General features: G+C 60.9%; 15 protein-coding genes. 13 read left to right on the top strand and 2 right to left on the bottom strand.

The window, feature by feature from the left end; translation table 11 throughout:
- The first annotated feature begins 5 nt into the window (after positions 1 to 5).
- The gene (locus AXG89_RS22675) at positions 6 to 401 is read left to right on the top strand and encodes a hypothetical protein (protein WP_143325614.1); all 396 of its coding nucleotides are present in this window, start codon (positions 6 to 8) and stop codon (positions 399 to 401) included.
- Positions 402 to 406: 5 nt separating this feature from the next.
- A complete protein-coding gene (locus AXG89_RS22670) occupies positions 407 to 1,678 on the top strand; it encodes a c-type cytochrome (RefSeq protein ID WP_236873438.1) in 1,272 nt (423 codons plus the stop codon).
- Between the two features lie 8 nt (positions 1,679 to 1,686).
- Here the strand turns inward: AXG89_RS22670 and AXG89_RS22665 are convergent, their stop codons facing one another.
- Positions 1,687 to 5,790, bottom strand: a complete 4,104-nt coding sequence (locus AXG89_RS22665) for a CheR family methyltransferase (RefSeq protein WP_069638407.1) — start codon at positions 5,788 to 5,790, stop codon at positions 1,687 to 1,689.
- A gap of 783 nt (positions 5,791 to 6,573) precedes the next feature.
- Between AXG89_RS22665 and AXG89_RS22660 the strand changes: the two genes are divergently transcribed.
- The 11 genes from AXG89_RS22660 (at position 6,574) to AXG89_RS22610 (ending at position 17,889) form a co-directional block, all read left to right on the top strand.
- Entirely contained in the window at positions 6,574 to 7,029 is a 456-nt protein-coding gene (locus AXG89_RS22660) for a hypothetical protein (protein WP_062172499.1), read from the top strand.
- Positions 7,030 to 7,151: 122 nt separating this feature from the next.
- The gene (locus AXG89_RS22655; RefSeq protein WP_062172498.1) at positions 7,152 to 7,844 is read left to right on the top strand and encodes a PIG-L deacetylase family protein; all 693 of its coding nucleotides are present in this window, start codon (positions 7,152 to 7,154) and stop codon (positions 7,842 to 7,844) included.
- The gene (locus tag AXG89_RS22650; RefSeq protein WP_062172497.1) at positions 7,841 to 8,770 is read left to right on the top strand and encodes a glycosyltransferase family 2 protein; all 930 of its coding nucleotides are present in this window, start codon (positions 7,841 to 7,843) and stop codon (positions 8,768 to 8,770) included. Before AXG89_RS22655 ends, AXG89_RS22650 begins: the two co-directional genes overlap by 4 nt.
- Positions 8,771 to 8,968: 198 nt before the next feature.
- Positions 8,969 to 10,249 (top strand): glycosyltransferase family 4 protein, encoded by a 1,281-nt coding sequence (locus AXG89_RS22645; RefSeq protein ID WP_062172496.1) that lies wholly within the window; start codon positions 8,969 to 8,971, stop codon positions 10,247 to 10,249.
- On the top strand, positions 10,246 to 10,860 hold the full coding sequence (locus AXG89_RS22640; RefSeq protein WP_062172495.1) for a D-glycero-alpha-D-manno-heptose-1,7-bisphosphate 7-phosphatase: 615 nt from the start codon (positions 10,246 to 10,248) through the stop codon (positions 10,858 to 10,860). The genes AXG89_RS22645 and AXG89_RS22640 overlap by 4 nt, the downstream gene beginning before the upstream one ends.
- Positions 10,857 to 12,026: a lipopolysaccharide heptosyltransferase II gene (waaF, locus tag AXG89_RS22635; protein ID WP_062172494.1), complete on the top strand. Its 1,170-nt coding sequence runs from the start codon at positions 10,857 to 10,859 to the stop codon at positions 12,024 to 12,026. The genes AXG89_RS22640 and waaF overlap by 4 nt, the downstream gene beginning before the upstream one ends.
- Before the next feature lie 29 nt (positions 12,027 to 12,055).
- Positions 12,056 to 13,801: a carbamoyltransferase family protein gene (locus tag AXG89_RS22630; RefSeq protein WP_062172493.1), complete on the top strand. Its 1,746-nt coding sequence runs from the start codon at positions 12,056 to 12,058 to the stop codon at positions 13,799 to 13,801.
- Positions 13,798 to 14,862 carry a glycosyltransferase gene (locus AXG89_RS22625; RefSeq protein WP_082771527.1) on the top strand — a complete coding sequence of 355 codons (1,065 nt, stop codon included), beginning with the start codon at positions 13,798 to 13,800 and terminating at the stop codon, positions 14,860 to 14,862. Before AXG89_RS22630 ends, AXG89_RS22625 begins: the two co-directional genes overlap by 4 nt.
- Positions 14,859 to 15,905: a glycosyltransferase family 9 protein gene (locus AXG89_RS22620; RefSeq protein ID WP_062172492.1), complete on the top strand. Its 1,047-nt coding sequence runs from the start codon at positions 14,859 to 14,861 to the stop codon at positions 15,903 to 15,905. Before AXG89_RS22625 ends, AXG89_RS22620 begins: the two co-directional genes overlap by 4 nt.
- On the top strand, positions 15,895 to 16,854 hold the full coding sequence (locus AXG89_RS22615) for a glycosyltransferase family 4 protein (RefSeq protein WP_062172491.1): 960 nt from the start codon (positions 15,895 to 15,897) through the stop codon (positions 16,852 to 16,854). The genes AXG89_RS22620 and AXG89_RS22615 overlap by 11 nt, the downstream gene beginning before the upstream one ends.
- Before the next feature lie 21 nt (positions 16,855 to 16,875).
- Positions 16,876 to 17,889, top strand: coding sequence for a UDP-glucuronic acid decarboxylase family protein (locus tag AXG89_RS22610; protein ID WP_062172490.1), 1,014 nt, complete (start codon positions 16,876 to 16,878; stop codon positions 17,887 to 17,889).
- Positions 17,890 to 17,912: 23 nt separating this feature from the next.
- On the opposite strand, the gene AXG89_RS22605 is transcribed toward AXG89_RS22610, so the two are convergent.
- On the bottom strand, positions 17,913 to 19,697 hold the full coding sequence (locus AXG89_RS22605) for a thiamine pyrophosphate-requiring protein (protein WP_062172489.1): 1,785 nt from the start codon (positions 19,695 to 19,697) through the stop codon (positions 17,913 to 17,915).
- Between the last annotated feature and the right edge of the window lie 31 nt (positions 19,698 to 19,728).

The following is a 19,728-nucleotide window of genomic DNA, read 5'->3' as shown; positions in this document are numbered from 1 at the left end:
ACGCCGTGACGGCACCTCGACTGCCCCTTCTCCACGCCATGCAGCAGGTCTACGCGCTGCTCGGCGCACCGCTCGCATGGATCGTGCAGATTTGCGTTTGCGAGGCGCTTGCCGCGCAGTCGTGTTATCCCGCACAAGACCCGTTGCCGCATCCGAAGATGCCCGCTTTGCACGCGTACATCGGCGCGGTGAGCCTGGTTGCGCTGGCTGTCGCGCTGGGTGGCCTTGCCGCCGCGTGGCGCGGGTGGCGATCAACCGGCGAGGGCAAGGAGCCGAATCCGGATCGCAGGGCCGCACGCTTTGTTTATCGCGTCGCAATGCTCGCCAGTCCGATGTTCGTGCTCGGCCTGATCGTGACGGCGATGGCAGCGCTGATCGTCTCGCCGTGCAAGCCATGGTGAACCCGATGAGATCCGCCCTCGTCATCGTCACGTGCCTGCTTTCGTTTGCAAGACAGGCGTGCGGCCAGACCGCCGATCAGGCCTTGATTGCGCGCGGCGAGTATCTGGCGAAGGCAGGCGATTGCGCCGGTTGCCATACCGCACCGAAAGGCGGCGCGCCGTTCGCGGGCGGCCTCGGCATGGCGTCGCCATTCGGAACTATAGTCAGCAGCAACATCACGCCCGACAAACAATACGGAATCGGCGAGTACACCTATGACGATTTCGCGCGGACTCTGCGTGAAGGCGTAGCGCGCGGCGGCAAGCATCTTTATCCGGCGATGCCGTATCCCTCGTTCTCGAAGATCGATGACGACGACATGCACGCCCTCTACGCGTACTTCCTGCATGGCGTTCAGCCTGTCGCAAAGGCTGCAGCGCCCACGCGCCTCCCGTTCCCGTTCAATCAACGCTGGGCCCTTGCGTTCTGGAACTTCGCTTTTGCACCGACGGGACTCTATGCCGTTCGCACGGACCACGACGCGCAATGGAACCGTGGCGCGTATCTCGTGCAATCGCTGGGACATTGCGGCGCGTGTCATACGCCTCGCGGTCCTGCTTACGAGGAACGCGGCTATACGGAGTCATCGCGGTTATATCTGACGGGCGGGACCAACGATCACTGGTTCGCACCGAACCTCACCGGCGACCCCGGCGCGGGTCTCGGCCGCGTGCACGAAGCAGAGATCGCGGCGTTCCTGAAGTCAGGGCATGGCGGCGATCTGGTTACGTTCGGCAGCATGGTGCAGGTCGTTGAAGACAGCATGCAGTACATGAACGACGATGACCTGAATGCCATCGCGCATTATCTGAAGAGCCTGCCGGCAGAACAACCTTCAGGGGCCTACAGGCCCCGATCGCTCGGTGCGAAGCAAACAACGGCTGCGGCGCACACGGGTAACATCGAACGGCCGGGCGCCGGGATCTACCTCTCGTATTGCGCTAAATGCCACGGCGGCGAGGCGCAGGGCATGCCGCAAAAGTATCCGAAGCTCGCGGGCAACCCGGCCGTGCTGGGCCCCGATACCACGTCGCTGATCCGGCTGATGATCGAAGGCGGCAATTCGCCCGACACGCAGCACGGGCCGCCGCGAAAAAACATGCCCGCATATGCGGGCATGTTGACGAACACCGAGATCGCGCAAGTGCTTACGTTCATCCGCACGACATGGGGTAACAACGCGTCGCCGGTCACCACACGCGATGTCATTCTGCTGCGCGACGACATCCACAAATAGCGGTTGCGTCATGGGCCGGTGTGCGTGCCGCCACCGTGCGCGCCGCGCCATAAAAGCACCTGCTCGGCAGCGGCGGTCAATGCATCGAGCGAGACGGGTTTCGTCAGCAGCAAATCGAACCCCTTTGCCCGGGTGCGATTTTCCTCCGCACTGCTGGTGTATCCCGTCAGCGCAATCGCGGGCAAGCTCGCGAGCCGCGCGTTCGACCGCACTTGATCGATGAGTTCGTAACCGTCAATGCCGGGCATGCTGATGTCGCACAGCATCAGGTCGACGGACTCATGATCGAGGTACGTGAGCGCTTCGCTACCGCTGTGCGCAGTCGCCACCACCGCACCTTCGAGCTGCAGCAGCGCCGCGAACGCGCTGGCGGTTTCCGAGTCGTCGTCGACCACCAGTATGCGTACACCGCCAAGCGAACCGTTGCGCTCCTGCGCCATGTCGCCGCTTCCCGGCCTGCCATCGACGACTGGCAGCCAGACACGCATCAAAGTACCGCGTCCGGCGCCTTCGGACTGCGCGAGTACGCGGCCCGCGTGCATTTCCACGAGCTGCTTGACGAGCGCGAGCCCGATACCCATGCCGCCGCCCGTCTTGCGCCGCGCTTCGATTCCCTGCGAGAACATCTCGAAGATATGCGGCAACAGCGGCGCGTCGACCCCGAGGCCAGTATCGGCGACATCGATGCGCAGTTCGTCACCTTCCTGTGTCAGCCGCACCGAAACCGTCCCGCCGCGCGGCGTAAACTTCAGCGCGTTGGAGAGCAGGTTCCACACGATCTGATCAAAGCGTACGGGGTCGACCTTGGTCCAGAGCGGCGCGCCAAGTCCATCGAATGACAGCGTTATGCCGCGCAACGCCGCTTCGGACTCAATGGCGTCCGCGATGGTCGCGAGCATCTGCGCCACGTCGCTCATCGCGAGATTGAGCGCGAGCTTGCCGGTGCGCACGCGCGACAAGTCCAGCAAGTCGTCGATGATCTTCGCCTGTCCCAGCACCGCCCGCTGAATAGCGTCCGCCGCGAGCTGGATGGCCGCCACGCCACGCGCTTCCGGAATGCGCGGCAACATTTCCGCTTTCACATGAATCAGGTTGAGCGGATGCTTCAACTCGTGCGACAGCACAGCCAGGAAATCGTCCTTCAGCCGGTTCGCGGCCTCGGCCTGCGCCCGCACCGCGCGCTCTTCCGCAAGCTGCGTCTGGCGCACATCTTCTTGCGTCTTGCGATCGGTCAGGTCGCGCACGATCTTCGCGTACCCGGTGAATTTCGGGTCGTTCAACGGCGTCACCACACCGCTGCAATAGACCTTGCGCCCGCCCTTCGCGAGATGCCAGCGTTCGTCGTCGGCGCGGCCGTCGTGCTGGGCGATGTCACGCTCACGGCCAGCCACACCGTCCTCATTGTCTCGGGAGGTGTAGATCACATCGATGTTCTGCCCCACCGCCTCATGCTCCGAATAACCGAACACGCGCTCGGCCCCGGCGTTCCAGCTCACGATACGGCCATCGGGGTCCTGCACGATGATCGCAAAGTCGTTGGTCGTCTGGGCTGCCAGCCGCAGGCGTTCTTCGCCGGCGCGCACACTCGCTTCAGCGCGGCGCCGCGCAGTGGTTTCAACGAGGCTCACCACCGCGCCGTCGATACGATCGTCCGCCGTCCGGTAAGGAAGCAAACGCGCGAGGAACCAGCGGCCGTCGTTGGTCGCCACTTCGCGTTCGATCAGACGCAGCGACTGGAATGTCGCGCTGACGTCATCGGCGAGTTCGGGATACTTCAGCTTGTGCGTGATGTCGAAGAGCGAGCGTCCCACATCGGCGCCGATCAGGTTGAACACGGTGGTCGCGCTAGGAGTGTAGCGCTTGATGCACATCGCGCGATCCACGAAGACCGTTGCAATGTCCGTGGACGTGATCAGGTTCTGCAGGTCGTCGTTGGCCTTGCCGATTTCCTCGATCTTGGCCTGCAGTTCTGCATTGACCGTGATGAGTTCCTCGTTGACAGACTGCAGTTCTTCCTTGCTGGTCTCGAGTTCTTCCGTGGCCGATCTCAGCTCTTCGTTGATGGCCTGCAGCTCTTCATTCGACGCCTTCAATTCTTCCGTCGATGTTTCGTACTGTTCGATAGTCGTCTGCAACTGCTCCTTGCTCAGGTGCAGTTCCTGTTCGAGCTGCTGCATCACCGTGTCGTGACCCGCGTGGTGCTCCGCTGCCACCGCGTTTTCGGTCATCGCTTCCTGCACCTCGTCGAACAGCACGAGGATGAAGTCGGCGTCGGCGGCGGCATCGTGAAACGGACGCACGGTCATGTTCACAAACGACGGATGACCATCGCGCTGCAGCTTCACGCGTCGCGCTTCCACGCTGTTGCCGGTTTGCACGGCCTGAAACAGCGCAGTGCGCAGATCGAGCCGCAACTCGGGCAGGACCACGGCAATCAGGTTGCTCGAAGGCTCGCCGCCGACGTAACGCAGGAAACGGCCGGCGTTGTCGGACATATGCACGATCTTCGAATCGCGATTCACGATCACGCTGGGTGGCGCGTATTGCTCCAGCACGCGCTGGTGCAACGCGCTGAACGAGAAATTGCGGCGCCCTGGAATCAGCGCATACCCCTCTTCTTCGACGTTCGTGTAGCGTCCCTGGTTCGACATGCTCGGCGTAGTAAGCGCAGGCCGGTTCGGCAACTTGGCAGCCTTCGCGCGATACACGCGGTTCTTCTTGTCCACGACCGTAAACAGGTCTTCGACCGAATCGGCGGACTCGGAGCTGCCCAGGAACAGATACCCGTTGGGATAAAGCGCATAGTGAAACATCTCGAGCACCTGATGCTGCACGCTGCGATCGAGATAGATCAGCAAGTTGCGGCACGAGACCATGTCGAGCCGCGAGAACGGCGGATCGCGCAGCACGTTGTGCATGGCGAACAGGATCTTCTCGCGAATGCTTTTCACGACCTCGTAGTGCGCGCCCGTCTTGACGAAGAACTGCCGCAACGAAGACGGCGGCACGTCCGACATGATCGATTCCGGATACACGCCGGCACGCGCACGGGCGACCGCGCTTTCATCGATATCCGTGGCGAACACCTGGATGTTTGCGGTGGAGCGCAGCAACTCCCGCTGCTCCGTCAGCAGCATGGCGAGCGAATACGCTTCTTCTCCCGACGAACATCCTGCAACCCACGCCCTGACCTGATCGCCGTCGTTCTTGCCATGAAACAGCGCGGGCAGCACATCGCGCTCGACCGACTCGAAGGCTTCACGATCGCGGAAGAAACTCGTCACGCCGATCAGCATGTCCTTCAGCAACGCGCCCGTTTCCCGCGGATTTTCCCGTAGCAGGTTGCGATACTTGATCAGGTCCGGCACGCCGTTCACCTGCAGGCGACGCTCGATACGGCGCAACATGGTCGCGCGCTTGTAGAAGCGGAAGTCGTGGCCGGTACGCGAGCGCAGCGTGGACAGGATGTCCTGCAGCGCAACCTCTGCCTCGCCACGCCGGTCGGCCCGGTCGTTCAGAGTCAACGCGGGTGCATCGATGTCCGGCAACGCGATACGTTTGGCGTTGTTCCAGATATCCAGCAGTCGTTGCGGCATTTCGACGACCGGCAGAATCAGATCGACTTGATCCGTCTGAATTGCGTTCTGCGGCATCTCACCGTATTCGGCGTCGTTCGGTTCTTGCGCGAGCGTCACGCCGCCGCGCTCCTTGACGGTGGCGATCCCAACCGCGCCGTCGCTGCCGGTACCCGACATGACAATGCACATGACATGCTGGCCATGTGCCTCCGCGAGACTGCGGAACATCCTGTCGATGCTGACCGGCCGGCCCGTATGAGACTCGGCATCGCTCGCGTCCAGGTGCCCGTCCGTCATGGTCAGGCTCTTGCCCGGCGCGATGACGTACACGTGGTTTGGTTCGATGGGAGTCGGCCCGCTGACCTGCAACACCCGCATGCGGGTCACGTTCTGCAAGACCTTGTCCGCGCTGCTGACGTGCTTGGCCGACAGATGCAACACGACGACGAACGCCATGCCCATATCCGCCGGCGCATTTTCGAAAAAGCGCAGCAGCGCCTGGACGCCGCCTGCGGACGCGCCTATGCCGACCACCGGAAAGCTTAGTGTACTCGACCGGTGCGCAGCTCCCGGACCGTCCCCGGTTGCGTTCTCACGGCTCGCGTCATCGCCAGGTGGCGGCGCCGTTGATGTTGGTGTCTCACTCACTCCGTGGGCCTCGGTTCATGACGCTTCAATGGTCGATAGGTGCCGGTTCGCTTGCTTGAACGCGCGCGCGGCAACGATGATCCTGGCAGGCACATCAATGCGAATACCACGGGAGGAAAACGCCCCGATGCTCGTTCTTTTACTACCTTCTTGCATCCGGAAGCGTATTGCCCGATCAGGCAAGGACGGTGGCCATTATATTCAAACAGCATTTTTTAGGGACAGAAGCACATGATTCCAAAGGTGATTCGTACCTAAGTTGCCGTCGTGTCCGTCAGGTCTGGCGGCTGCCCCGCGTCGAGTTCGTCGCCGGTGTCAAATGGCGGCGCCTGCACCGACGGTTCTACGTCGGGCGCTCCTCCGGTCAAGCTGCCTTGGTCCACCCGGGCTGTCCCGCTGGTACGTTTTCAGATCCATCGACAATTTTAACTCCTATGTGGGTTCAGCCGGCACAAACACCGAATGCAGCGCGCAATGCATGATCTGCCGGGCGACCGCGTTGCCCCGATGCATGGAATCCGGCAGTTGTATGGACGGTCGGAAAAACCTGCATGACCCCACTTTTCTTTTTGATCCGCGCCCAATTTTTGGCGTCAACTTTTCCGTCGGGTGCCCGTTAATTCACTGGAAGCAGGTTGAAACTCCGATTCACTCGATGGAACCCGCACCATGGCATCACTCCCTCTTTTCGACCATTCCCCACAGACCCATCTTGTGGCGCCGAGCCGCCTCGAACTAAACCGACGCGAACAACGGCTCGTCGCAGACATGCGCGACAGCCTTGCCGCAACGGGTACGCTCGCCATTGCAGGGTTGCTTGCGATCGTCATGTTGGAGGCCTGGGACCTTCCTGCTACGTTCATCCTCGGTCTCCAGGAAATCGTGGGCGTGGTTGTGTTCGCGACATGCACCTGGTTCATGTATGAACGCGGCGAGAAAAAACTCCGCCTGTACTCCTTCGAACCGGCAGACCATACGATGACCGGCGAAATCCGTGCGCTGCTAAACCGTCTGCCGGACGGCGCGGCTTATCAGCGAGCAATCGACGCCGAACAGCGTCCGTACACGACCGGCGAACTCGAAGAGATTCGCACACGCGTGAGGGCGTTCTCGCCAGCCGAATAAACCTTGGCGTCTTCGCTACGGGATACGTCCTGTCGAACGCGGACCTGAAGTCGTGGGAGAGCATCCCGGCATCAGGTCCGCGTTTTGCGTTTTTGGTCGGACCATGTCAGCCCGAAAACGCCATGCCAGAAAATATCTCGCACCCGTTGGTCGTGTCCCCGCATTTTGACGACGCCGTATTCAGTTGTGGTGCTTTCATCGCGGCGCATCCGGGGTCGGTGGTCCATACCGTCTTCTCTGGATGCCCTGCTGAAGACGTGACAACTGACTGGGACCAGCACTGCGGCTTTACTAACGCAGCAGAGGCGATGCGCGAACGCGCATGCGAAGACGATTTCGCGCTGGAAGTCCTGGGTGCGCTCGCTGAGCGCGGCGACTTTCTCGATGCGCAATATGCTCCTTACGGGACGGCTCCAACCGTCGAATCAATCGCGAGCAAGCTTGGCGAAGCAGTGCGTCTTCATGCTGCTCGCACCCTTCTTGTTCCCCTGGGCCTGTTTCATTCGGATCACGAACTCGTGCACCGCGCATGCATCGATGTGTGGAATGCAAACCCTGCGCTCAAGTGCTTCGCTTACGAAGACGCCCTCTACCGCCGCATGTCGGGCCTGCTGCAGGCGCGTCTCGCGGATCTTGCCGCACGAGGGATCAGTGCGACGCCTGAGCCCGGACATTGGCGCGCGAACCAGCACGACCAGGCGCTAAAACGCGAGGCGGTCAGAGCGTACGCAAGTCAGCTCAAAGCATTCGGACCGGAGGGCTACGACGATGTCTTTTGTACCGAACGCTGCTGGAAGCTCGAACTAGCCAAATGAAAAGCGATGCGCCTAATATTGATTTCGAGCCCGTACCCGAAACGGAAGCAAGGGCAAGGATATCGGTGGTGGTGCTCACCTACAACCGCTGCGCGCAGGTGCTCGAAACGCTCAGCAGGCTTTGCGCGCTGCCGGAGCAGCCGCGCGTGGTGGTCGTCGACAACGGCTCGACCGACGGCACCCCGCAGCAGATTGCCGAATGCTTCCCCGATGTGACGCTCATCATTGCGCAGACGAATCTCGGCGCAGCGGGGCGCAATGTCGGCGTGAGCAGCGTCACCACGGAGTACGTAGCATTTTGCGACGACGACACGTGGTGGCACGCCGGATCGCTGCAACGGGCGGTACAACTGCTGGACAGCGCGCCGCGGGTAGGCGTGCTCAATGCCCGTATTCTCGTGAATGACGCCGGCGAAACCGACGACACGTGTCAACTCATGGCGCGCAGCCCGCTCGACGCAGCCGGCCTTCCCGGTCCTTCGTTGATCGGATATATGGCGGGAGCCTGCGTCTTCCGCACGTTGCTCTATCGGCAGATAGGGGGTTACGAACCGCGCCTGTTCATTGGCGGGGAAGAAGAGCTGGTGGCGCTCGATGTGCTCGCGAGTGGCTTCGCGATCGTGTACGCAGACGAACTTGTTCTTCACCATCATCCCTCACCGATACGCGACAGCAGCTTGCGCCGGCGCTTGCTTGCCCGCAATGCGGCGTGGGTTGCGTGGATGCGTCTGCCATGGCGCGAAGCGTGGAACACCACGCGCGTTGCCATCAAGATCATTCGCCGCGAAGGCACTTTTCCCCGCGACGCTTTCTCTTTGTTCGCGGCATTGCCGTGGGCGCTCGCGCGGCGTCGCGCGATTCCTGACGACGTCGCACGCATGCGCGGTGCGGTGCATCTCGCCGAACGCACATACGCCCGGTCCTGAAGCAGTCACCACACGACGCGCACCCTAAATGAAACGCAGGGGAAACGCACGCAAAATAAATGCGTAGGTATCGCAACGAACCAACGCTTCTTTCGTTCGCTTCACGAGTGGCACAACGAATGCTGTGTCTGGTCCAGCCGCCCAAGCTTCAGCGGGCGCGACCTGCTCCAAGCCAAGACCTTCTCCAGGGACACCATCGTGAAGATCGCACTCATCAGCGAACATGCGTCGCCGCTCGCTATTGCCGGCGGCGTCGACAGTGGCGGACAAAATATCTACGTGGCGAATGTGGCGCGTCAACTTGCCCGAAAGGGACATCAAGTCGATGTCTTCACACGCTGCGACAGGTCGTTGTTGCCGCTGATCTCGAAGTTCGAGGGAGCGCGGGTCATCAATGTACCGGCGGGGCCAGCAAGGCAACTGCCCAAGGAGCAACTGCTGCCATTCATGGAGGAGTTCTCGCGATTCGTGATCCAGTTCTTCCGAAACGAACCCACGCGCTACGACGCCGTACATGCAAACTTCTTCATGTCGGGCCTCGTTGGCCTTCGCGTGAAGGAAGCCTTGGGCGTACCGCTCGTCACGACCTTCCATGCGCTTGGCCGCGTGAGGCGTCTGCATCAAGGCTCGGATGACGGTTTTCCCGATGATCGATTCGACATAGAAGACGCGCTGGTACGTCGTTCGGATTCGGTGATAGCCGAATGCCCGCAGGATACGTCCGATCTCGTGTCGCTTTACGGTGCGGACCCGGCGCGGATCGACCTGGTGCCATGCGGTTTCGACAGCGACGAATTTCATCCGTCTGATAAAGAATCAGCCCGCGCCGAATTGGGGTGGCCGCAAGACCGCTTTATCGTGCTGCAGCTTGGACGGATGGTCCCGCGAAAGGGGATCGACAACGTGGTGCGCGCGATTGGTCTGTGCAATGGCAAACAGAGTGACGCGGCGCATCTCTATGTAGTCGGAGGCAATTCCGATGAGGCGAACGAGATCGCCACGCCGGAGATAGGCCGCCTGCGAGGAATCGCACAGGAATGTGGCGTGGCCGATCGTGTTCATTTTCTCGGACGGCGTTCGCGCTCCCGTTTGCGTCTCTACTACAATGCGGCAGATGTATTTGTGACAACACCGTGGTACGAACCGTTCGGGATCACACCGCTCGAGGCCATGGCGTGCAGTACGCCTGTGATTGGCGCCGACGTTGGCGGCATTCGTTACTCGGTCGCCGACGGTCAGACCGGATTGCTGGTTCCACCGAAGGATCCGGCTGCACTGGCAAATGCCCTGATCTTGTTAAAAAGTAGTCCTGATCTTGCACGAACGATGGGCGAGGCGGGTCTCGCACGCGCACGCGAGATGTTCACATGGGACGGTGTTGCGGACGCGCTAGCAAGCGTTTATGCGCGCGTTTCAGGCATTACTGCAAACGAGGGAGAAGTCGCAACCCTGCGCGCCGTCGGGGGCGCGTCGGCATGAAGTCACAGCCAATAGCTCCCGCGCCGAGGGTCCCGGACAGGGCCGTCTTTCTCGACAAGGACGGGACTTTGCTTGTCGACGTTCCGTACAACGTCAAACCTGAACTAATGCAGCTCGCGCCTGGTGCGCGTGAGGCCTTGCAGGTTTTCTCGCGCCTCGAGGTTCCGCTCTATGTGATCAGCAATCAGAGCGGCGTGGCGCTGGGCAAGTTTCCTGTCGAAGCGCTGGACGCCGTTGAAGACCGTTTGCACGAACTCGTGTCGGAATGCGGCGCGACATTGTCCGGCGTCTACTGGTGCGTTCATCATCCGGAGGGCATGGTCGCGCCCTACAACCGCTCGTGTGACTGTCGCAAGCCGCTGCCAGGCATGTTGCTCAACGCGTCGGACGATCATCACATCGCGCTTGCGTCAAGTTGGTTCATCGGTGACATTCTCGACGACGTGGAAGCAGGAAACCGTTCGGGGTGCCGCACCATTCTCATCGATAACGGCAATGAGACGGTGTGGCGTCGCGGACCGTACAGAGAACCTTTGTGCCTGGCGCCCGATCTCCACGAAGCTGCGCGTGTAATCGAAAAAGCCACGCAAACCTCGGAGCTTGTCCAATGAAGCAGGCACCCGTGGTCAATATCGTCATCGAGTCGCACGCGCGCGCGCCGGCTACACGGTCCGCGCAACCCTGGGGCGACAATATCAAGCGCATCCTGTGCATTCGCCTCGACAACCTCGGCGACGTGCTGATGACCACGCCCGCTTTGCATGCGTTACGGACGTCGGCGCCGGGACGGCACATCACGCTGCTGGCGTCGCGATCGGGAGCGCAGGCGGCACGTTATATCGATGACGTGGACAACGTGATCGAGTATGAAGCGCCCTGGGTCAAGAACAACCGTACAGTTAATGCCGCGACCGACCTCGACATGCGCTCGCATCTTCAGGCGGAAGGTTTCGACGCCGCCGTGATCTTCACCGTATATAGCCAGAACCCGATGCCTGCCGCCATGTTGTGTCACCTTGCAGGCATCCCGAGGCGGCTCGCGCACTGTCGTGAGAATCCGTATGCGTTGCTGACCGACTGGGTTGCGGAACCGGAGCCGCAGACCGGCACGCGTCACGAAGTCGAACGGCAACTTGCTTTGGTGCAGCACGTCGGCGCGCACTCGAACAACACGCGCATGCATTTCAACGTGCGCCCGGACGACATCGAGTCATTGGCAATCAAGCTTGCTGATCGGGGCCTCTCGATCGACGAACCCTTCATCACGATGCACCCCGGCGCCACGGCAGCATCAAGACGTTATCCCGCCGAGCGGTTTGCACAAGCAGCCGCGCAACTCGCCGACACGACCGGCTGGCCTGTATTGATCACAGGCGGCCCGGATGAAGCCGAAGTTTGCGCCCAGGCGGGCGGATCGCACTGGATGACGGTCAACCTTGCCGGCGTGCTCGAACTCGGAGAGCTTGCCGCGCTGATCGCACGCACGAAAGTGCTGATCTCGAATAACAGCGGGCCGGTGCACATTGCGTCTGCGCTGGGTACACCCGTCGTCGATTTATATGCGCTGACCAACCCGCAGCACACGCCGTGGCAGACACCGCACCGCGTGCTCCACCACGATGTGCCGTGCCGCTGGTGCTACCGCAGCGTCTGTCCCGAAGGACACCATGCGTGCCTGACGGGGGTATCGGTCGAACAGGTAGTGAGTGCCGCCATGCAGCTTCTGCACGACGAACCCGTATCCACAGCAACGCAAGCAACCCGCGCGACCTCGTGAACCCTTCTCCTAATCAAGGCGACTCAACCATGTACACATTGGGCATCAACGCGGTGTATCACGACAGCGCCGCTGTGCTGATCGAGGACGGCGTAGTCATTGCAGCAGCAGAGGATGAACGCTTCACGCACATCAAGCATGCGAAGCGGCCTGTGCCGTTTTCCACGTGGCAACTGCCTTTCGATGCCATCGACTATTGCCTTAAGGAAGCCGGCATCGAACTCGCAGATGTTGACCACGTTGCGTATTCGTACGATCCGAAGCTGCTTTCGTCCATGCCGACGCACGCGGGCGCGACCATCGAATTGCCGCTCGAGCCGGGGCTCAAGCCGCTGTCGAATCCTTCGGAATCGCCGTGGGACCCCTTGTTTTTAAGCTACATCATGAATGCGCGTGCGCAGTTGATCGACGGCGCACCGCATCATCTGATAAAACGCTTTCGCAGCAACGGGCGCGCGATGCGCTTCGAGTGGCATTACGTCGACCACCATCTTTCGCACGAAGCGAGCGCGTTTCTCGCGGCGCCGTTCACCGATACCGCCGTGCTGACCATGGACGGCCGCGGTGAAGGCGTGACAACGAGCCTCGGTCAATTTGTCGATGGCGAATACAAGCGGCTGAAGCAGGTGGAGTTGCCGCATTCGCTTGGGCTTCTCTACGAGACGGTAACCGGCTATCTCGGCTTCCTGCACTCCTCCGATGAATACAAGGTGATGGCACTCGCCTCCTACGGCAAACCTGAGCACATCGATGCGTTCCACGAGATCGTCAAGTACCGGCAGGACGGCACTTATACAGTAGACGCGCCACGTCTTGTAGAACGCTTCGGGCCTGCCCGCGAACGCGGCGGCCCGCTTGAACAACGACACTTCGACATTGCCCATTCGTTGCAAGCCGTGCTGGAAGAAACCGTGCTGAAACTCGCTGGCTGGTTGCACGAACAAACCGGTCTCGACAAACTCTCCATGGCCGGGGGCGTGGCGCTGAACTGCGTGATGAATGCGCGCGTACGCGATCGCAGCCCGTTCAAGGAAGTCTGGGTGCAGCCTGCATCGGGCGACGCGGGCACCGCATTGGGCGCCGCGCTCTGGATCGACTATCGCGAGCGTGCGGAAACGGGTGACCGCTCGCGCAAGTGGCAGATGGATCATGCGTATCTCGGCCCGGAATACGCGGATGACGAAATCGAGCAATTGCTCAAGTGGACCAAGGCGCCGTATCGGCGGATGCATGATATAGCGGCTGAAACGGCTGACATCCTTGCGCAAAACAAGGTGATCGGCTGGTATCAGGGACGCACGGAATTCGGTCCGCGCGCACTTGGCGCACGTTCCATTCTCGCGTCGCCCATCGATCCGTCCATGCAGTCCAAGCTCAACGAGATCAAGGATCGCGAGGACTTCCGGCCGGTCGCGCCGGTCATCATGGAAGAGTACGCCAGCGAGTGGTTCGTGGACGGCGGTGTAGCGCCGTTCATGTTGTTCATCTTCGATGTACACCCCGCAAAGGAAACGCAGATCCCTGCTGTGCGGCACGTCGACGGCACCGCACGCGTGCAGACAGTGAACCGCAATCAGCATGCGCTTTACTACGATCTGATCGATGCCTTTCGCAAACGCACAGGCGTGCCCGTGCTGGTCAACACGTCCTTCAATACGCGCGGCGAACCAATGGTTAATTCTCCGCGTGACGCGCTGGAATCCTTCTGGACGTCGCCGCTTGACGCACTCGTGATCGGTTCGTTCCTGATCGAGAAGAATGGGGTCCGCGCATGAGTACGTTCGCGGCGAGCCCGACTGATGCTTTCGAAAACGTGCTGCGTAAAGGCGAGAAGTCAACGGATGATTCGCGGTTCGCCGCAACGCCCGACATCTCCGTGGTCGTGCCGACCTACAAGCGCCCGGCGATGCTCGAACGCTGCCTCGCGTCGATCCTGACGCAGGACTATGACCCGGCGCGCTTCGAGATCATTGTCTGCGACGATGGTCCGGACGATGCAACCCGCGCAACCGTTGAGCGCATCGCACACGAGCGCGCGAAGACCGGACCGCGTGTACGCTATCTGCCTGTCACCGCGACACAAGGTCCGGCTGGCGCACGCAACGCGGGCTGGCGTTTATCGCGAGCGAGCAGCATTGCGTTCACCGACGACGATACGCAACCCGACGCGCGCTGGTTGTCATCAGGTATGAACGTCCTTGCGGAAGGTTCGGGCGCCGTGGCGGGACGCATCATCGTGCCGTTGAGCGGCCGTCCGACCGACTACGAAAACGATGCCGCCGGCCTCGCACACGCAGAATTTGCAACGGCCAATACCTTTGCACAACGCTCGGCGCTGGAACGCATTGGAGGATTCGACGCCCGGTTCACCGCCGCGTGGCGTGAAGATTCCGACTTGCATTTCGCGTTCATGGAAGCAGGCATACCGATCGCCCGTGCCGATGATGCGATCGTGCTGCACCCGGTACGTCCCGCACGATGGGGCGTAAGCATGTCGCAACAAAAGAAGAGCCAGTTCGACGCGCTGCTGTACAAGAAATACCCGGCGCTGTTCAAAGCCCGCATTCGCCGCGCACCACCGATGCTGTATTACGCGATCATCATGGCGGCCATCGTTGCGGTCGTTACCGGCGCTTATGGCCACGCACAGCTCTCGGGACTCTCCGTGATCGCTTGGCTTGCGTTGACCGCACGGTTTTGCATCACGCGTCTCAGGCATACCTCGCGCGCACCATCGCACCTGATGGAAATGGCGTGCACCTCCGTCGTCATCCCTTTCCTTTCGATCTACTGGCGGCTCTATGGCGCGCTGAAGTTCAAGGTGCTCTTCTTATGACCGAGCGCATCGCGATCTTTCGTGCCTTGCAACTCGGTGACATGCTGTGCGCCGTTCCCGCGTTGCGTGCATTGCGGCAAGCGAAGCCCGGTGCGCATATCGCGTTAATTGGCCTGCCATGGGCGCAAAGTTTCGTCACACGCTATGCGCATCTCGTCGATGAGCTGATCGTTTTTCCTGGCGCAATCGGCTTCCCGGAGCAAGCGGAGACCAACGAGCATCTGGAAGGCTTCTGGCAAGACATGCACGCACGTCGCTTCGATCTCGCCATCCAGATGCACGGGAGCGGAGGCATCGCCAACGATATCGTCGGGCGGATGGACGCATCTTCAAATGCAGGCTTCGTGCAACCGGGCGAGCCGCAACGGGATGGCGTGTTTGTCGAATGGCCTGGAACGGTTAATGAAATCCTGCGCTATACGACGCTGATGCAGGCCCTGGGTTGCGGCGCGGAAGATACAAGTCTGGAGATTCCGCTAAATGATGAAGACCTTGCGGAATATGCCCGTCTGGCGCGTGTTTTCGGGCTAAGACCCGATCGTCTCGTGCTGATCCATCCCGGCGCTCAACTGCCTTCGCGCCGCTGGCCTGCTGAGCGCTTCGCGCAAGTTGCATCGACACTTGCCGGCGAAGGCTGGCAAATTGCGATCACCGGCGCGGCAAGCGAGCACTTGCTGACCACGCGCGTCGCCTCTGCAATGAGGGGCCGTGCAATCAACCTCGCAGGAAAAACGCCGTTGGGCGGTCTTGCCGCGCTAGTATCGAACGCTCGGCTGGTGGTCTGCAACGATACCGGTCTTTCGCACGTCGCCGCCGCCATGAAAACGCGCAGTGTAGTAGTCGCGTCAGGCAGCGACACCCGCAGATGGGAACCGCTCGACCGCGACCGGCATCGCGTGCTCGCCGATTATCCGTCTTGTCGGCCATGCGCGTTTCGTGAGTGTCCCTACGGACATCCGTGCGCACTCAACGTGCATGCAGAGCACGTGGTCGACGCCGCCTTGAACCAACTCTCACACTACGCGACCACTCATGCCGAATGACGCTCAACGACGCCTGCGCGTTCTTACATGGCACGTGCATGGCAACTATCTCTACTACCTGACCCAGGCGCATCATGACTTCCATCTTGTGACGAAACCCGGCAATCCGCCAGGGTACGCCGGTAGCGGTGGTGTTTTGCCATGGGGCGCGAACGTGCATGAAGTGCCTGCAGAACAAGTCGCATCGCAGGAATTCGATGTAATCCTGTTCCAGCATAAAACCCAATGGGATGACGACCGCGTCAATCTGCTGAGCGATGCGCAACGCCGCCTACCGCGCGTCTATATTGAACATGATCCGCCACAGGAAAACCCGTTCGAGCAGCGTCATTGGGTAGACGATTCCAACACGCTCCTCGTCCATGTGACGCATTTCAACAAGCTCATGTGGGACTGCGGCGCGACACCGACACGCGTGATCGAACACGGCGTGATCGTGCCCGATGGCGTGCGGTACACCGGCGAGAAAGAACGTGGCATTGTAGTCATCAATCATCTGCGGCAGCGCGGCCGGCGTCTGGGTAACGATGTCTACGCCGATGTTATCAAGCACGTGCCGCTGGATCTCGTCGGCATGGATGCACAATCAGCGGGCGGTCTGGGTGAGATCGGCAATCTGGAACTTGCGGCGTTTTCGGCGCAATATCGGTTCTTCTTCAACCCTATTCGCTGGACCAGCCTGGGTCTCGCCATAGTCGAAGCGATGACCATCGGCATGCCGATCATCGGGCTCGCGACAACCGAACTCGCAACGGTGATTCGCAATGGCGAAAGCGGTTACATCGACACGAACGTAGCTGCGCTGGTCGATGCAATGCAGCGCCTGATCCGCGATCCTAAAGAAGCGCGTCTATTGGGCGACGGCGCACGCAAGGTCGCCATTGAGCGCTTTCATATCGACCGGTTCGCAGCGGACTGGAACGAGACCTTGCGTCATGTCACGAGCTAACTCAAGCATCCGAGGATCATCATGAAAGAACATCATCGCAGGCGCATTCTGGTGACCGGCGGCGCCGGATTCCTCGGCTCGCATTTGTGCGAACGACTCGTGGCGCTCGGGCATGACGTGCTGTGCGTCGATAACTTCTATACCGGGACGAAGGACAACATTGCGCACTTGCTGGACTGCGCGAACTTCGAGCTGATGCGTCACGACGTGACGTTTCCGCTCTATGTGGAAGTGGATGAAATCTACAACCTCGCGTGCCCTGCTTCGCCGATTCATTATCAATACGATCCGGTGCAGACAACGAAGACCAGCGTGCACGGTGCGATCAACATGCTCGGCCTCGCCAAGCGCGTGAAGGCGAGAATCTTCCAGGCATCGACAAGCGAAGTCTATGGCGACGCCCGCGTTCATCCACAACGGGAAGACTACTGGGGACACGTCAATCCGCTTGGACCTCGCGCGTGTTACGACGAAGGCAAGCGCTGCGCCGAAACGCTTTTCATGGATTATCGGCGGCAGCATGGTTTGTCGATCAAGGTCGCGCGGATCTTCAATACGTATGGTCCGCGCATGCATCCCGCAGATGGCCGCGTCATCTCTAACTTCATGATGCAGGCGCTAGCAGGAAAGCCGATCACCATTTACGGCGACGGCTCGCAGACGCGCTCGTTCTGTTATGTCGATGACATGATCGATGCCTTCATTCGCCTGATGAACAGCCCTGAAGATGTGACGGGACCCATGAACCTCGGCAATCCACACGAGTTGTCGATGCTCGCGGTTGCGCGAAGAATAATCGAGTCGACGGGGTCGTCGTCGGAAATCGTGTTCGAGCCGTTACCCATGGACGATCCATGTCACCGGCAGCCGGACATCACGTTTGCGAAGAACACGCTTGGCTGGCAACCGGCCACTGAACTCGATGACGGACTGAAGCGAACCGCCGATTATTTCCGTCGGCTGACGAAAGAAGCTGAGGACCGTGCGAAGTTGCCCGCGCCCGTTTGCCCTCGGCGGCGTGGAATTCCTTCGTAAAACGGAACACCACGCGTGCCGAGCTAGCTCTTCGAAGGCAATACGCCAGCCAGCACCTGTTTTGCGGTATCGAGGATCACGCTGCCTTGTTCGGGGTCGCCCTGCAGCAAGGTCGAAGCAAACGCCTTCGCCTGCTTGACCGTGATATGCGGCGGCAGCGGCGGCACGTTCGGGTCCGTCTTCACTTCCACAAGCACCGGCAGGTCCGAAGCCAGGGCTTCATCGAATGCGGCGCCGAGACGCTCGGGATCGTCCACATAAATCCCCTTCATGCCGATCAGTTCCGCGAACTTGTGATACGGGACGTCGGGAATCTGCTGCGACGCTTCGAACTTGGGATCGCCCTCCATCACGCGCTGCTCCCACGTCACCTGATTCAGATCCTGATTGTTGAACACCACGCAGACCCACGCGGCGTCGGTCGGCTTCCGGTATTTCATCAGCGTGATCAGCTCGGCCATGTTGTTCATCTGCATCGCGCCGTCGCCGACCATCGCAACCACGGGCCGATCACGATACGCAAAGCGCGCAGCGATCGCATAGGGAACCGCTGCGCCCATTGATGCAAGACCGCCTGAGAGCGAGCACATCATGCCGCTTTTCACCTGGACGTCGCGTGCGTACCAGTTCGCGCACGAACCCGAGTCACTCGTGACGATTGCGTTGTCCGGCAGACGTGATGAAAGCTCGACCGCCACGCGTTGCGGATTGACCGGCGTCGCGCTTTGCATCGCGCGGTCGTGAAGCGTCTCGTGCCAGCTCCGGTTCCATCGCGAGATGCGGTCGCGCCAGCTACCTTGCGTCTTTTGCTCGAGCAGCGGCAACAGCGCCCGCAAGGTCTCGGCCGCGTCGCCCTGCAGGTTGACCTCCATTGGGTAACGCAGGCTCAGCATGTCGCCCTTCAGGTCGATCTGGACGCCGCGCGCCTGGCCTTCCTTCGGCAGGAATTCGGCGTATGGAAAGCCCGAGCCGATCATCAGCAACGTATCGCACTCGGCCATCAGCTTGTAGCTCGGCTCCGTGCCGAGCAGCCCGATGGATCCAGTGACCCAGGGCAGGTCATCAGGCAAGGCAGCCTTGCCGAGCAACGCCTTTGCAACGCCGGCACCAAGTTTGTCGGCGATCGCGATCAATTCCTCTCTTGCGTTGAGCGTGCCTGCGCCGGCAAGAATCGCGACCCGCCGCCCATCGTTGAGCACCGCAGCCGCGCGTTCGAGATCGGCGGCATAAGGCACCACCTTTGGTGCGGTCCAGCCCACGCCCGAGTGCAACGTTCCATGTGCCCGTTCCGGTTCTTCGTAGGGCATTTCCTGCAAATCGTTCGGCAGGATGATCGCCGTCACACGGCGCTCGGACAACGCGATCCGTACCGCACGATCAACGAGATGGCGAACCTGCGAAGGCACCGTAGCCTGCTGCGCAAAGGAGCCGGCGACATCCTTGAACAGCGACGACAGATCCAGCTCCTGCTGATAATGGCCGCCAAGCGCGGTGCGTGCCTGCTGCCCGACAATGGCGAGCACGGGCATGTGGTCCATGCGAGCGTCGTAGAGGCCGGTAATCAGATGCGATGCACCTGGTCCCGAGGTCGCGATACACACGCCGAGTTCGCCCGTGAACTTGGCATGCGCGCATGCCATGAACGCGGCCATTTCCTCGTGCCGCGCCTGAATGAACTCGATCTGGTCTGGCGCGCGGCGCATTGCACCGAATACGCCGTTGATGCCGTCGCCGGGATAACCGAACATCTTGCGCACGCCCCACGCATGAAGCCTCGCCACGATAAAGTCGCCTACTGTCTGCGCCATTGCATGCTCCTGCACGTTATCTGCGTTCATG

Source organism: Burkholderia sp. PAMC 26561, assembly GCF_001557535.2.
Lineage (GTDB): Bacteria > Pseudomonadota > Gammaproteobacteria > Burkholderiales > Burkholderiaceae > Caballeronia.
The sequence above is the reverse complement of the archived record's forward strand: the minus strand, read 5'-3'. Positions and strand labels throughout refer to the sequence as shown.

What these genes read in the sequence shown, in the direction of transcription:
- AXG89_RS22660 (WP_062172499.1), top strand. Translation starts at nt 6,574, where the DNA reads ATGGCATCACTCCCTCTTTTCGACCATTCCCCACAGACCCATCTTGTG.
- AXG89_RS22640 (WP_062172495.1), top strand. Translation starts at nt 10,246, where the DNA reads ATGAAGTCACAGCCAATAGCTCCCGCGCCGAGGGTCCCGGACAGGGCC.
- AXG89_RS22630 (WP_062172493.1), top strand. Translation starts at nt 12,056, where the DNA reads ATGTACACATTGGGCATCAACGCGGTGTATCACGACAGCGCCGCTGTG.
- AXG89_RS22655 (WP_062172498.1), top strand. Translation starts at nt 7,152, where the DNA reads ATGCCAGAAAATATCTCGCACCCGTTGGTCGTGTCCCCGCATTTTGAC.
- AXG89_RS22670 (WP_236873438.1), top strand. Translation starts at nt 407, where the DNA reads ATGAGATCCGCCCTCGTCATCGTCACGTGCCTGCTTTCGTTTGCAAGA.
- waaF (WP_062172494.1), top strand. Translation starts at nt 10,857, where the DNA reads ATGAAGCAGGCACCCGTGGTCAATATCGTCATCGAGTCGCACGCGCGC.
- AXG89_RS22625 (WP_082771527.1), top strand. Translation starts at nt 13,798, where the DNA reads ATGAGTACGTTCGCGGCGAGCCCGACTGATGCTTTCGAAAACGTGCTG.
- AXG89_RS22650 (WP_062172497.1), top strand. Translation starts at nt 7,841, where the DNA reads ATGAAAAGCGATGCGCCTAATATTGATTTCGAGCCCGTACCCGAAACG.
- AXG89_RS22610 (WP_062172490.1), top strand. Translation starts at nt 16,876, where the DNA reads ATGAAAGAACATCATCGCAGGCGCATTCTGGTGACCGGCGGCGCCGGA.
- AXG89_RS22615 (WP_062172491.1), top strand. Translation starts at nt 15,895, where the DNA reads ATGCCGAATGACGCTCAACGACGCCTGCGCGTTCTTACATGGCACGTG.
- AXG89_RS22620 (WP_062172492.1), top strand. Translation starts at nt 14,859, where the DNA reads ATGACCGAGCGCATCGCGATCTTTCGTGCCTTGCAACTCGGTGACATG.
- AXG89_RS22605 (WP_062172489.1), bottom strand. Translation starts at nt 19,697, where the DNA reads ATGGCGCAGACAGTAGGCGACTTTATCGTGGCGAGGCTTCATGCGTGG.